The 14292-nt window shown below is 69.6% G+C and carries 7 protein-coding genes; 5 read left to right on the top strand and 2 right to left on the bottom strand.

The window, feature by feature from the left end; all coding sequences use genetic code 11:
* Positions 1-98 precede the first annotated feature (98 nt).
* Together ACS5PK_RS00305 and ACS5PK_RS00300 are read left to right on the top strand one after the other, a co-directional pair.
* The gene (locus tag ACS5PK_RS00305) at positions 99-3812 is read left to right on the top strand and encodes a PAS domain S-box protein (RefSeq protein WP_439438289.1); all 3714 of its coding nucleotides are present in this window, start codon (positions 99-101) and stop codon (positions 3810-3812) included.
* A 257-nt stretch (positions 3813-4069) separates the two neighbouring features.
* Positions 4070-4681 carry a response regulator gene (locus tag ACS5PK_RS00300; protein ID WP_439438288.1) on the top strand — a complete coding sequence of 204 codons (612 nt, stop codon included), beginning with the start codon at positions 4070-4072 and terminating at the stop codon, positions 4679-4681.
* A gap of 27 nt (positions 4682-4708) precedes the next feature.
* On the opposite strand, the gene ACS5PK_RS00295 is transcribed toward ACS5PK_RS00300, so the two are convergent.
* Positions 4709-6064 (bottom strand): sensor histidine kinase, encoded by a 1356-nt coding sequence (locus ACS5PK_RS00295; RefSeq protein WP_439438287.1) that lies wholly within the window; start codon positions 6062-6064, stop codon positions 4709-4711.
* Between the two features lie 249 nt (positions 6065-6313).
* Here ACS5PK_RS00295 and ACS5PK_RS00290 point away from each other — a divergent pair, with 249 nt between their 5' ends.
* Genes ACS5PK_RS00290 through ACS5PK_RS00280 form a run of 3 tightly spaced genes read left to right on the top strand, consistent with a single transcriptional unit; the run spans position 6314 to position 12888 of the window.
* Positions 6314-8752: an ATP-binding protein gene (locus ACS5PK_RS00290; RefSeq protein ID WP_439438286.1), complete on the top strand. Its 2439-nt coding sequence runs from the start codon at positions 6314-6316 to the stop codon at positions 8750-8752.
* Positions 8749-10998, top strand: coding sequence for a putative bifunctional diguanylate cyclase/phosphodiesterase (locus ACS5PK_RS00285; RefSeq protein WP_439438285.1), 2250 nt, complete (start codon positions 8749-8751; stop codon positions 10996-10998). The genes ACS5PK_RS00290 and ACS5PK_RS00285 overlap by 4 nt, the downstream gene beginning before the upstream one ends.
* Before the next feature lie 15 nt (positions 10999-11013).
* Positions 11014-12888, top strand: coding sequence for a diguanylate cyclase domain-containing protein (locus tag ACS5PK_RS00280; RefSeq protein WP_439438284.1), 1875 nt, complete (start codon positions 11014-11016; stop codon positions 12886-12888).
* Positions 12889-12909: 21 nt separating this feature from the next.
* On the opposite strand, the gene ACS5PK_RS00275 is transcribed toward ACS5PK_RS00280, so the two are convergent.
* A complete protein-coding gene (locus ACS5PK_RS00275; RefSeq protein WP_439438283.1) occupies positions 12910-14268 on the bottom strand; it encodes a methyl-accepting chemotaxis protein in 1359 nt (452 codons plus the stop codon).
* Positions 14269-14292 lie beyond the last annotated feature (24 nt).

Raw genomic sequence — 14292 nt, 5'->3', positions numbered from 1 at the left:
CCACCTCGGGGTCAGGGCATGGCGCTTGTCCTACACTGCGCTCCGTGCCTTCACAGCTCTCTCTGCTCGCCCAGGACCAGACCGCATTGCGCGGGCTCATGCATGAGCTCAGCGACCCGGTGCTGCTGCTGGGCCGACAGCTGGACATCCTCGAAGCGAATCCCGCGGCCCAGGCCCTGGACTTGCAGGCCGGCGGCAGCCTGCAGAGCCTGCGCACTGCGGCCGGCACCAAGGTCTGGGACTGGCTCAAACTGGCCACCCAGGCGCTCGCAGAAGGCAAGCGCGCGCCCGCTGCGCCCACCTGGGCCCTCAGCAATGGCCAGCGTGCCCAGCTCAAGCTCATCGGGCTGAGCCCGGCGCCCCAGGACTCGGCGTACTGGATGCTGCACGCCCGAGTCGACACCCCTGTCGACGCGCCGCGGCCCGTACGGCCCGCCCATTCGGTGCTGGGCAGACGCACCGCGGGCGAGCCTGCGGCAGCGACGGGCGTCGCTCCGCTCGCCACCCAAGGTTCGGCAGCTCATGCCGGCCCCGCTGCGGCGCAGGACCTGATGCAAGTGTTCTGGCACGCAGCCATCCCCGCCTTTGTCGAGGACGGCCAGCACCGGCTGCAGGCGGCCAACGAGGCCCTGCTGGCACTGCTGGGCAGACCGCAGGAGGCCCTGCTGGGCCAGGACTTCGCCCAGTGGCTGGCGCCGGAGGACCGCGCCCAGTGGCGTGAGCGCCCCCACAGCCGGGCCCTGGCACGCAGCCTGGTCCGGGCCGATGCTGCAGCACGTCCGCTGCGGCTGCGCGAACCGGGCGGCCAGGAGCGCTGGATTCGCCTGAGCAGCCACAGGCTCCCGGCCCCGCAGTCTCCCTCGATGACCCTGGTGCTGCTGCAGGACTGCAGCAGCGAAATGCAGGCCCGCGAGCAGGTGGATCGCATGCATCTGGAAACGGCCCAATGGCTGGACCTCAGCCCGCTGCCCATGGTGCTGTTTGACGCCCAGGGCCTGCTGCTGCGCCACAACAGCGCCTTTGCCGCCCTGTGCCTGCAGCTCCCCGCCACCCTGCACGAGGCCGAGCCCGCCTTGCAGTCCTTGCTCGGCTGGACGCCGCAAGGCCTGCACCCCGCCCTGCTGGATGGGCACGGCACCTTGCTGACCCAGGCCAGCCTGCCGGACCCGCAAGGCCGCACCCGCTGGTGGCAGGCCAAGGCCCGCGCCCTGCCCGAGCAGGGCACCGGCCAGCGCCGGGTGATGGCCCTGCTGGAGGACCGCAGTCTGGAGCAGGAACGGGATCTGGCCCACCAGCAGCTGGATGCCCTCATGGACACCGCAGGCGTCGGCCTGGCCACCTTCCAGCAGGACGCAGGCTGGCTGCGCCCGCGCGCCGGCAAGACGGGCACTGCACCTGCCGGCCCGCTGGCTGGCCTGCAGGGTGTGGGACGGGACATCGTGGAGCCCGAGTCATTGCCCGAGTTCGAGCGCCTGCAGCGCGCGCTCAAGACAGGCGAGAAGGCCGAGGTCCGCTATGCCGTGCGCCATCCCGAACTGGGCCGGCGCTGGCTGCTGACCCGGGTTGAGCCCGGCCAGTTGGGCTCCGGCCAGCGCACCACCTCGGTCGTGACGCTGGACATGACCGCCCAGCAGCAGGCACAGGCGCGCAGCGAACAGCTCCTGCATGAGCTGACCACCACCATGGATGGCGCCGGCCTGGGCTTGGCCTATCTGCGCGGGCAGCGCCTGGTGCGCTGCAATCCCGGCTTCGCCCGGATGCTGGGCCACGCCACCCAGCCCGAAGCCGGTACAGGCATCGCCCGCTTGTTCGAGGCCCTGCCCGCGCTGGCCCGCCAGGTGCAGGATGCGCTGCAGGCCCTGGACCCGCAACAGCCCTTCGAGGCCGAGTTCCAGCAGGTCGGACCCGCGCAGGGTCAGGCCCGCTGGCTGTCGCTGAGCCTCAAGGCGGTGCCGGCAGGGCAGTCGGTGGAGCCCGAGGCGATTGCGGTGATCAGCGACATCAGCCGGCTCAAAAGCCAGCAAGCCCAGCTGGAGACCCTGGTGCAGGACCGCGAGCTGATGTTCAGCCTCTCCGACGTGGGCATCGCCATCCTGCGCAATGGCCGCATCGAGCGCGCCAACGAGGCCCTGGCCCAGTTGACGGGCTACCGCATCGAGGAACTGGTGGGCTTGCCCATGCAGGCGCTCTACGAATCGCAGCACGAGTACGAGCACATCGGCCGCCTGACCCAGATGGCCCTGCAGGACAGCGGCCTGTGGCGCGGCGAACGCCGGGTGCGGCGGCGTGACGGCAGCCTGCTGTGGATGCAGGTCAGCAAGCGCCTGATGCGCCAGGGCCTGGCCGACGAGGCCCTGATCGCCACCTATGTCAATGTGGACGACCGCTGGCGTGCCCAGCAGTCCCTGCTGCTACAGGCCGAGCGCGAACGGGCGGTGCTGGACTCGGTGCTGGTGGGCATCGTCACCGTGGGCCGCGGCGGGATCGAGTGGATGAACCGCTCGGCACGGCGCATGTTCGGGGGGGACCTGGTCGAGTTCCTGGGCCAGCCCATGAGCATCGTCGCCACCCCCGAGCCCGAGCACCCCTTCCGCCAGACGCACTACCTCGACGAGCTGACCGAAGGCCAGGCCGAGACCTTCGAGTGCCGGCTCATGGCGCGGGATGGACGCGAGTTCTGGGTGGTGGGCAACGCCGTGGTGACAGGTCTTGCCGAGCACGGCCGCCAGCTCACCTATGCCCTGCTGGACATCGAACGCCGCCGCCAGGCCGAGGCCCAGACCCAGCAGGCCCAGGCCTCCCTGCGCCGCATCATTGAGGCCGCCCCCCTGGCCATCAGCCTGCTGGACGCCCGCAGCCTGCGCCTGGAGAAGATCAACCAGGTGGCGGCCCGCCTGGCCGGCCGCCCCGAGCAGGCCCTGCTGGGCGCGACGCCCGAGGAGCTCTTTGGCCCCGAGCAAGGCGGCGCCATCCGCCAGGACATGGAAGCCGCGCTGCAGACCGACGCCGTCACCCAACGCGAGTACCCACTGCGCATGGGCGGCGAGACCCGCATCTGGGACACCCGCTACCTGCACCTCAGCGACGTCAGCCGCCCCGACGGCGCCAGCGAGCCCGAGCAACTGCTGATGGTGGCCAGCGACGTCACCGAGCAGCGTGCCGCCGAGGCCGCGCGCCTGGAGGCGGCCATCGCGCAGCGCGAGCTGCTGGTCAAGGAAGTGCACCACCGCATCAAGAACAACCTCCAGGGCGTGGCCGGACTGCTGCAGCAGATCGCTGCACGCCGTCCGGAAATCAAGGGCGTCATCTCGGAAGCCGTGGGCCAGGTGCAGGCCATCGCCCAGGTCTACGGCCTGCAGGTGGGCGGGGCCGGCCCCCTGCGGGTGCCCAAGGTGGTGGAGGCCATCACCGGTTCGGTGCAGCGCATGTTCGGGCGCCCCATCCATTGCCACATCGAGGGCAGCATGGCAGCCGAAGCCGACCGCTGGGCCCTGCCCGAGGCGGAGTCCATTCCGATCGCCCTGACGCTCAACGAGCTGCTCACCAACGCGATCAAGCACAGTGTGGACGCACCCATCCACTGCCATCTGCGCTGCGACGCCGACAGGGTCTCCATCCAGATCCTGAATCCCGGCCAACTGCCGCCCGGCTTCAGTCTGGCCGGCGTGCCCGGCAGCGTGTCGGGCCTGGGCCTGGTGCGCGCACTGCTGCCTCGGCGCAGTGCCAAGCTGAGCCTGGAACAGCAGGGGCTGCTGGTGTGCTGCACCATGGAGCTGCAGCCACCGGGCATCACCTGGCTGGCGGCGAGCTGAGCGGCGGACTGAACGACGGACTGAGCGGCGCCAGGCGGGCGGGCACCGAGCCCCCCGCTGTGAGAGTCGCCCAGCGCCCGCCCGTGCCCCTGACTAGGGCAAGCGTGAAGGCAGGCAAGGCGACTATTCGGCGACAATGACTGCTTTTGGCCGCCTGGAGGGACCAGGAGCGGCACAGATCACGCAGTCCCGCCCCGGGACCGAAAGCGTGGCCAGGCCGGGCGAATCCGGCCACCTAGGGTGGGAGAACGCAGGCAGTGACGAGCAAAGGCAAGATTCTGGTGGTCGACGACGACAGGCTGGTCCTGGCGACGCTGACTCACGGCCTGGTCCAGGCCGGCTACGAGGTCATCGACGCCGACAACGGTGACGATGCCATCCTGCTTGCGCGCGAGCACCGCCCCGAGCTGGCCCTGCTGGACATCCGCATGGAAGGCATGAGCGGCTTCGACGTCGCAGCCTACCTGCGCGAGGCCCTGCAGACTCCCTTCATGTTTCTCTCGGCCTTCGCAGACGAAGACACGGTGGCCAAGGTCAAGGAACTGGGGGCCGTGGCCTATCTGGTCAAGCCGCTGGACATCCACCAGATCGTGCCGGCAGTGGAAGCCGCCTTTGCCAATCTGCGCGCCCGCAGCCGCGCACCCGCCGCCGAGCCTGTGCCCCGTACCGAAGGAGGGCAGGACGTACTCGGCCAGGTCATGGCGATGGCAGTCGGCGTGCTGATGCACCGCTACTCGCTGTCGCGCCGGGATGCCTGGGCGCGCCTGCGCCGCATGGCCGAACTCGAAGGACGTTCTCCCCAGGAGCAGGCGGCCCGCCTGCTGGAAGCGGTGGAGCTGCTGGCCTTGCCCGCGACGGACCAGGCCTGAAGCGCCCGCCTGCGCTCGCCGCGGCCCTCAGCCCGGCAGCGTGAAGTGGAAACGGGCGCCCTGCCCCACGGCCGACTCGGCCCAGATGTCCCCCCCATGGCGCCGGATGATGCGGCGCACCGAGGCCAGGCCGACGCCCGTGCCGGGGAAATCACTGGCACTGTGCAGGCGCTGGAAGGCCGCGAACAGGCGGTCGGCGAAGCGCATGTCGAAGCCCGCGCCGTCATCGCTCACCACGAAGACCCGGCCCTGAGGCCCGTCCTTGCATTCAAAGGCGATGTGGGCCAGCTCGCACTTGCTGCTGTACTTCCAGGCATTGCCCAGCAGGTTTTCCAGCACCACCCGCAACAGGGTGGGATCGCCCTGGGCCACCATGCCGGGCTGGATGTGCACCTCCACCTGGCGCTGCGGCGAATCCCGCCGCAGTTCCTCGACGACGAGCCCGGCCAGCAGGCTCAGGTCCACCGGTCGGCATTCCAGTGCCTGGACCGAGAGCCGGCTCAGGGCCAGCAGGGCGTCAATCATCTGGTTCATTCGCTGGGCCGCACCCGAGATACGGTCCAGATGATCGTTGCCCACGCGATCCAGCAGGCGCCCGTAGTCCTCCCGCAGGATGCGGGCAAAGCCCTCGACCACCCGCAAGGGCGCACGCAGATCATGCGAGACGGTGTAGGCGAAGGCGGCTTGCTCGGCGCGCAGGGCCTCGCCGTCGATCGGCTGCCCTGCGCCACGGCTGTCCCCAGACGGTGCAATGGGCGCCGGTATGGGCGCCTGTACCAGGGACTCCGCCGCGAAGCGGGCGCTGCCCATGAAACCGCAGAAGCGTCCCCCGCCATCCAGCAGCGGCACGGCCTGCAAGACCCAGTCACCGGCATGCGGCCTGGTACAGGCAGAGGCACCGCTCAGTGTGAGCTGCTGGATGGGGCGCTGGGCCGACAGCGCGTCCTGCAACAGCAAGGCCGGCGCCGTGTCCAGGTGCAGGCGCTCGGCCAGGGACTGCGTCGCGGCCAGGCCCACCCAGCTCGATCCGGGCTGACCCCAAGGAGCCTGCCAACGCACCAGATGGTGCTGAGCATCGGTCTGCCAGAGCCAGTCGGATTGCACCTGGGCCTGCACGTGCAACTGCTGGCGCAGCTCACGCAGCGACTCGCCCAGCTGCTGTCGCGTCAGGCGCACGCCGAGATGCCAGCCCAAGGCCAGGGCCACACACAGCAGCAGCATGGCCAGCACGGCCAGCAGTCCGCTCCACAAGGCCCCTTGAGGCTCCAGGCTGCCCAGCAGCCACAGGCTGAATCCAAGCAACGCGAGCCCCAGTCCCAAGAGGGCGCCGCCCCACCAGGGTCGGCGTCGACCACGCTGCGGGACTTGGCTAAGGCTGCTCATGCAACTCATTGTAAAGATCCCTCTACCCAGTTCTGCGGCGTTTCACCGAGAATGCGGCGACGAGGGTCCAGGGCCCGCCTGTGAGGCGGCGCCCGCCGCAGAGAGAAGATCCATGCAGGAAAGACAAAGGCCATGTCCGATGGGACATGCCAGCACAGGCGCCGACAGGCAATGCCCGCCACCGGGACAAGGGTCAGGTCTTGAGGGCCCTGGTCGGCGCCATCCGCCCCACGCTCGTGCAGGGCAGCCATGACGCCAGACTCCACGCTCGCGGGCGAGGCGGCGCGCCAGCTCCTGCAGGCCCTGAGTCCTGGCGATTCCCTGGCCCTGCTGGACCTCCTCCCGCTGGGTTTGGTGCTGATGGACAGCCAGGATGGCCGGCTCATGCATCTCAACCGCGAGGCCGAGCGCCTGCTCTCGCTGCGTGGCGCCACCGTGCTGGGACAGCCCCTGGGCCAGGGCGTAGACCCGGCACTGGCCGAGCTGTGCGCGCCGGCGCGCTGGCAGACCTTGCGCGAGGGCCGGCGCGGCGCCCGCGAGGATCTGCGGGTGCAGACGCCTTTCGGACCGCGCTGGCTGCAGGTCCAGCGCCTGTTGATGCCCCTGGCCGGTCAGCGGCGCACGCTCGCCGTGCTCATGCTCCAGGATGCCAACGCCCGCCGCCAGCTTGAACGCGCACTGCAGGAAAGCGACACCCGCTTCCGCGAGGTGACCGACGCCGTCAGCGAGTGCCTCTTCGTCACCAATGCGGAATGGGACCGCCTGCATTTCAGCTCGCCCCTGCTCCTGGACACCCTGGGCCTGAGCCCCATGGACTTGCGCCATGGTCCCCGACTGTTCGAGGAGCGCATCCACCCCGAGGACCGCGCGCTCTACCAACGCCGCCTGCTGGCCCAGGCTGCGGGCGAGTCCTCGGACATGGTGCTCCGCATCCAGCACCCCAGCCGCGGCCTGCGCTGGGTGCGACTGCGTACCCGCGTGCAGGTCCATGCTGGCGGAGCCCCTCTGGTCTACGGCATCCTGGCTGACGTGACGGAAGAGCAGCAGCGCCACCGAGAGCTGCAGGCGGCGCGCGACAAGGCCGAGTCCGCCAGCCAGGCCAAGAGCCTGCTGATGGCCAATATGAGCCATGAGTTCCGTACGCCCATGAACGGCATCCTTGGCATGACCCAGCTCCTGCTGAACACCTCGCTGGACCAGCGCCAGCAGCATTACGCGCGGCAGGTCCAGGCCAGCGCCGAGGACCTCCAGCACCTGCTGGACGACATGCTGGACCTGGCCCACCTGGAAGGCGAGGCGGCCGAGCGGCGCGGCGACGACTGTCCTCTGCGCCCCCTGCTGGAAACCCTGGCGGCCCAGTACCGGCCGCAGGCCGAGTCGCGCGGCCTTCGCCTGACCCTGGAGCTGCCGGAGGACCTGCCCGCGTCGGTGCCGGTGTCTGCTGGCGCGCTGCGGCGCCTGCTGGGCAAGCTGCTGGACAACGCGCTCAAGTTCACCGAGCAGGGCGAAGTCCGGCTGCTGGCCCTGCACCAGCCCATGGATTCGGCACGCTCCGCGCTCGTGCTTCAGGTAGTGGACACCGGCATCGGCATCCCTGCCGAGAAGCTGCAGCGCCTGTTCATGCCCTTCACCCAGGGCAATGCCAGCCTGGCTCGACGCTACGGAGGCGCAGGCCTGGGCCTGGCCGTCGCGCAGCAGCTGGCGCAGCAGATGGGCGCACAGCTGGAAGCCGCAGCGCGGCCAGAAGGCGGCAGCATCTTCAGCCTGACGCTGCCCCTGCAGAACGGCGCGGCCCTGGACAGTCCTGCACAGGGCGAAGCCCCCACGGCCGCTCCGGCCTGGCACATCCTGGTGGTGGAGGACAACCCCGTGAACCAGGAAGTCATCCAGCAGATGCTTCTGCAGTTGGGCTGCACGGTGTACCTCACCAACGGTGGTGAAGAGGGGCTGCGAGCCCTGGGCGAATCCGCCTTCGACCTGGTCATGATGGACATCCACATGCCTGGCATGGATGGCATCCAGGCCTTGCAGATTTTCCGGCGCGGCGGCGATGGGCGCTTCCGTTTCCTCAATCCTGGCCGTCTGCCGGTGATCGCGGTGACCGCAAACGCCCTGTCAGGCGATCGCGGCAAGCTGCTGGCCTATGGCTTCGATGACTACCTGCCCAAGCCCATCCGCAGCAAGGAATTGCAGGCCGTGCTGCAGCGCCAACTGGGCCAGCCCGTGATGACAGGCCCCCAGAACGCCCCTGCGCCCGCCGAATCGGCCCACCTTCCCGATGGAGAGACCATGCCGTCTGCCACACCGCCCACCACGCCGGAGCGCAGCGCCGGCTGCCTGGATGAGGCCTCGCTGCAACGCCTGCGGGACCTGGACCCAAGCGGCAGCAACCAGTTGCTGCCCCGGGTGATCAATGCCTTCATCAAGTCCCTGGACAAGCTCCTGCCTGACCTGCAGCGCGCCCGGGAGGCTGGCATGGACCTGGCGGCCATCCGCCATGTGGCGCACACCCTGAAATCGTCCTCCGCCAGCCTGGGCGCTCTGCAGCTGTCGCGACACTGTGCCGATATCGAGACCATGGCCCGCAACGGTCAGACTGAAGGCTTGGACAAGCTCATCGATGCCATGCATGATGAGGCGGGGCTGGTGCGCCATGCCCTTGAAGCCTTGTTGACGGGGCCCCAATGAACTCAGCCAACCCGACTGTGGACCAGGACCTGCCCGAGCAGCCCCGCGTGCTGCTCGTGGACGACGACGAAGTCAATCTGCTGCTCACCGCCATCGCCCTGCGCGAGCGGGGCTTTGACATCACCGAGGCCAGCAGTGGCGAGGAGGCGCTGCGCACGGTGTCGGCCTGGACGCCGGACATCATCGTGCTGGATGCCATGATGCCGGAGCTGGACGGCTTTGAGACCTGCAGCCGCCTGCGCGAGATGCCGGGCTTCGAGTCCACCCCCGTGCTCATGCTCACGGGCCTGGATGACGAGGCCTCCATCAACCGCGCCTACCAGGTCGGCGCCACTGACTTCTTCGTCAAATCCACCCAGTGGAGCCTGCTGGCGGGGCGCCTGCGCTACCTGCTGCGCAGCTCCCGCACCCGCATCGAGCTGGAGCGCAGCAAGGCCCGCCTGGCCCGCGCGCAAGACCTGGCACGCATGGGCAGCTTCGAATGGCACCGCGGCGCCGGCGGCTTCGTGCTGGCCACGGAAGCCCTGCGCGTGTTCGGCTACGGCCCCAACGAGCCGCTGGACTTCATCGGCGTGATGCGCATGGTGCCCAAGGACGAGCGCCAGCTCTTCATGCGCCTGCTGCGCGAGGTCATGGCCCACAACTCGGTGCTGGTGACCGACGTGCCGGTCACTCTGGTCGACGGCCGCCAGCGCGTGCTGCACATCGAGGCCGAGCCCGAATTCAACGAGCACGGCAATGCCAGCGGCTACACCGGCGTCATCCAGGACGTCACCGACCGCCGCCTGGCCGAGGACAAGATCCGCCAGCTGGCCAACTTCGACGCCCTCACCGGCCTGCCCAACCGCCGCCAGCTGATCTGGCGGGCCGAGCGGGCCATCGAGGCCGCGCGCCGCAGCGGCCATGAGGTGGGCCTGCTGCTGATCGACCTGGACCGCTTCAAGGTCATCAACGACACCCTGGGCCATGCCGCGGGCGACGAACTGCTGATGGAAGTCGGCCGCCGCCTGCGCGCCTGCGTGCGCCACTCCGACCAGGTCATGGAAGGCCTGCTGGAGTCCGTGGGCGGCCGCTCGCACCGCACCCTGGAGGCCGTGGGCCGCCTGGGCGGCGACGAGTTCGTGGCCCTGCTGCCCGAGGTGGCCGACGAGCGCGATGCCGAGCGCGTGGCGCAACGCGTGCTGGAGGCCTTGCGCGAGCCCATCTTCATTGCCGGCCAGGAGTGCTTCGTCACCGCCAGCGTGGGCATCGCCATCTACCCGCGTGACGGCACCACCACCGCCGACCTGCTGCGCAATTCCGATGTCGCCATGTACGCGGTCAAGAGCCAGGGCCGCAATGCCTCGGCGCTCTACACGCCACAGCTGGCCGGCCGCGGCCGAGAGAAGCTGGAGCTGGAATCCGCTCTGCACAAGGCCATCGAACGCAACGAGATCGTGCTGCACTACCAGCCCAAGATCGACGTGCGCGCCGCCCGCATGGTGGGCGCCGAGGCCCTCATGCGCTGGCAGCGCGGCGACAAGCTCGTGCCGCCGGGCGACTTCATCCCGCTGGCCGAGGAGACCGGTCTGATCGTGCCGCTGTCCGAATGGGCCCTGCGCGAGGCCGCCCGCCAGGCCAAGGTCTGGCAGCTGAACTTCGGCTTCTCCGACGCCATCGCCGTCAACCTGCCCAACCGGCTCTTCGAGCGCTCTGACCTGGTCGAGCACATCCACCAGTGCGTCAGCGCCTACGGGGTGCCGCACCGGGCCATCCAGCTGGAGATCACCGAGACGGGCCTGATGAAGGACCTGCAGAACGTGATCCCGGCCCTGCACCGGCTCAACGAGGTGGGCGTGGAGATCTCCATCGACGACTTCGGCACCGGCTACTCCTCCCTGGCCTACCTGACCACCCTGCCCATCTCCGAGGTCAAGATCGACCGCAGCTTCGTGCGTGATCTGGGCATCACCCCGCAGAGTTCGGCCGTGGTCACCGCCATCATCGCCCTGGCGCGCTCGCTGGGCCTGCGCGTGATCGCCGAGGGCGTGGAGACCCTGCGCCAGATGGAGGTGCTGCACCGCCTGGGCTGCAGCGTGATGCAGGGCTTCCTCTTCAGTCGCCCCCTGGCCGCCGACGACCTGGAGCGCTGGCTCGCGCAAACCGTGCTGCCGCGCAAGGCGCCCTGGATCGTGCAGGCCAATGGCCTGGACGGCGACCCGGCCCTGAGCAGACCCGTCAGCAGCCCGGCCGGCGGCCAGCGCTGAGCCTTCTGGAGCACCATGGACGAACGTTCGCCCTCCTCTCCCTCTTCAGCGGCCCGCCCGGCCGGTAGCGCCGCAGCCCAGGCCCCCGCCCTGATCGCCAAGGCCGCCCTGCGCCGCCTGGCCATGGCCAAGCTGGAACCCACGCCCGAAAACTATGCGCGGGCCTATCTGGTCGAGTCAGGTGGCGGCGAGGCCGCCGCCGCACCGACGCCTGCGCCTGCGGCAGACACGCTCCCGGAACGGGCCCAGCCAGTGATGCAGCGCCTGCTGAGCCTGGGTCTCAGCGAGCTGCAGGCCCGCCAGGACGTCATGGCCATGCTGCGCGAGGCTCGCTGGGACGAGGCGCAGCGCGTGCTGGAGCGCTTCCAGCAGAGTGCCGGCCCGGCCGTGCTGGCCGACGGCATGGCCGGCGTCACCGAGCGCCTGGTGCGCAGTCTGGAACGCGGGGGGCGCCAGTGGACCCTGGCCCGCAAGAAGGACGGCCTGCAGCGCGTGCTGGAGTCCAACCGCAGCGACCCGCACCGCCTGCTCAATCGGCTGCGCCAGCTGCTGACCAGCTGGGACAGCGACACCAGCGATGTCGGCGTGGACGTGCAGGAGCCCGGCACCGAGGACCCCGGCGGCACACCCAGCCAGTTCTTCAGCGACGATGAACTGCTGCTGGACACCAGCGCCCTGGATCGCGAGGCCGGGCCCCAGGCCTGGCCCCTGGTTGGCGAAAGCCTGCACGAGACCGTGCAGCACGCCCTGCCCGCGACGGACGAACGAGCCGACGCCCTGAAGCGCGAGCTCGAGACCGCCCTGGCCAGCCTTCGCGAACAGGGGGCAAGCCCGCAGCGCGCCGAATCCATGGAGGCCCTGTGCGTACGGGCCCGGCGCATGCTGGACCACCGCCACCACCTCTTCGGCCAGATGGGCGAGCTCTGCCGCGCGCTCAGCGCCAGCCTGGTCGAACTGGCCGAGGACGATTCCTGGGCCCGTGGCCAGTGCGAGCTGATGACCCAGGCCCTGGACACCGGCCTGAGTTCACGCGGCGTGCGCATGGTCAGCGAGCTGCTGGAAGGCACGCGGGAGCGGCAGAAGAGCCTGCAGGCCGAGCGCGCCCGGGCCCGCGATTCACTCAAGCTGCTGATCCACCGCATGTTGGAGGAGCTGGGCCAGCTGGGCCAGCACACCGACCGCTTCCAGAGCAATGTCAGCCGTTACGCCGACGTGATCGAGAAGGCCGACACCCTGGAGAGCCTGGCCGGTGTGGTGCGCGAGATGGTCGAGGAAAGCCGCACGGTGCAGACCCTGGTCCACAGCACGCAGCAGCGCCTGAGTACCGAGCACGAGCGGGCCTCCGAGCTGTCCAGGCGGGTCGATGAGCTGGAGGTGGAGCTGCGGCGACTCTCCAGCGAGGTCCAGACCGACCAGCTCACCAAGATCGCCAACCGGCGCGGCCTGGAGGCTGCCTTCAACACCGAGCAGGCCAAGCTGGAGCGCGAGGGCACGGTGCTGGCCCTGGCCCTGTTGGACGTGGACAACTTCAAGAAGCTCAACGACAGCCTGGGCCATGCCGCGGGCGATGAGGCCCTGAAGTCCCTGGCCGCACGGGTGACGCAGATGCTGCGCCCCGGTGACCTGGTCGCCCGCTATGGCGGCGAGGAGTTCGTGCTGATGCTGCCCCGCACGCCCCTGGACGAGGCCCAGCAGGTGCTGACCCGGCTGCAGCGCTCGCTGTCCGCCGCGCTCTTCATGCACGAGGGCAAGGACGTCTTCGTGACCTTCTCGGCCGGCATCACCCTCTACCGGGCCGGCGAAACTCTGGAAGTGGCCCTGGACCGCGCCGACGAAGGCCTTTACGAGGCCAAGCGCACCGGCAAGAACCGCGCTTGCATCGTGGAATAGGCTGGGGCGGTACCCACCGCCTCAGAAGCTGAAGGCCAGGCGCAGGCCTCCCCAGTGACGGCCCTGCACCCAGATGGGCGCAGAGGCCTCCTTGAGCAGCACGAAGCGACCGCCGCCCATGTCGCGGCGGTAGGTCTGCAGCAGGAAGGGGCGTTCGTTGCGGGCCGAGGCCAGACCCGTGCGGTCATTGAAGATACGGCGGTAGCGGCTGTTGGCCGTGTTCCAGACCACATCGCCCGGCCTTTGGGGCTGGCAGTACTTGCGGTTGTGGGTGGAGACATAACCGTTCCGATCCACGGCGATGCAGTAGACGACCTTGTCCGAGAGCTGCAGCTGGCGCTCCTGCACCTGCGGGAAGAGCTGGTCGGCCAGTGTGCAGAATCGCGCCAGATGCTGCTGCGGGTTGCTGCCTGCCACGGGCTGGTAGTGTTCGTCGAAGAGGTCCTGCAGGCTGAGGCGCCCCTGCTTCACGGCCTGCTCCAGCAGCTGGCCAATCTCCTGCGCGGCCTGCTGGGCGCCCTCGATGTAGAGCGCATCGTCCACACGCACGCCGGAGGAGGCGATGCGCTCGATCAGGTCTTCGGACAGGCGCAGGAAGCGGTCGCTGCAGGCAAAGGCCGATTCCAGGTGCCGCAGGGCCAGGGCCACATCGCCGCCCAGCTCGGCGGCGCGATCGGCAAGGGCGGCCGTGGTCTGCTGGCTCTGGTCGGCAGCCTGCGCGATGCGCAGCACATCAGCATGCACGGTGCCGAAGGCGGCATGGATGCTGCTCTGTTCATGCCCCTGGCGCGCTTCGCTGCTGAGTTCGCGGCTGAAGGTGTCGATGCGGGCATCGAGGGCACCGACCGTGCCCATGATGGATTTGGAACTCTGCTCGACCTGGGCGGCCAGGTCCTTCACGGCATCGGCCACCACGCCGAATCCGCGCCCTGCCTCGCCAGCTCGCTTGGCTTCCACCGAAGCATTGAAGGCCACCAGGCGGGTCTGCAGCGCGATACGGGTGATCTCGGACGCGGCATCGGACACCTGGCGCAGGGTCTGCACGATGCCCCCCACTTCGGTCCCGATGTTCTGCAGGGCCAGACGGGCCTGCGCCACGGCCTCAATGGACTCCGCGGTGGCCCGGGCGATGCCCTGCTGGGCCTGCTGGACCAGTTGCAGCTCGTGCCCCAGGGCCTGCATGGCCTCGCGCTGGGCGACGACCACCTTCTGCGTGTCTTCGAGGGCACCGCGCACTTCGGCGGCATCGCGACCCAGGCTGGAGACAGGCTGGGCCAGAGAGCGGACCAGGGCCTGGGCATCCGCGCCCTTGCCCCCCAGCCCCTCAGCGGGCGGGGATTGAGCCGGTTCTCTTGAACCGGACTGCCACCAGGACTTCATGCGCACTCCTCTCCAGGCCAGACA

Origin of the sequence: Roseateles sp. DB2 (genome assembly GCF_051857535.1) — a bacterium.
Taxonomy (GTDB): domain Bacteria; phylum Pseudomonadota; class Gammaproteobacteria; order Burkholderiales; family Burkholderiaceae_C; genus Roseateles_B.
The sequence above is the reverse complement of the archived record's forward strand: the minus strand, read 5'-3'. Positions and strand labels throughout refer to the sequence as shown.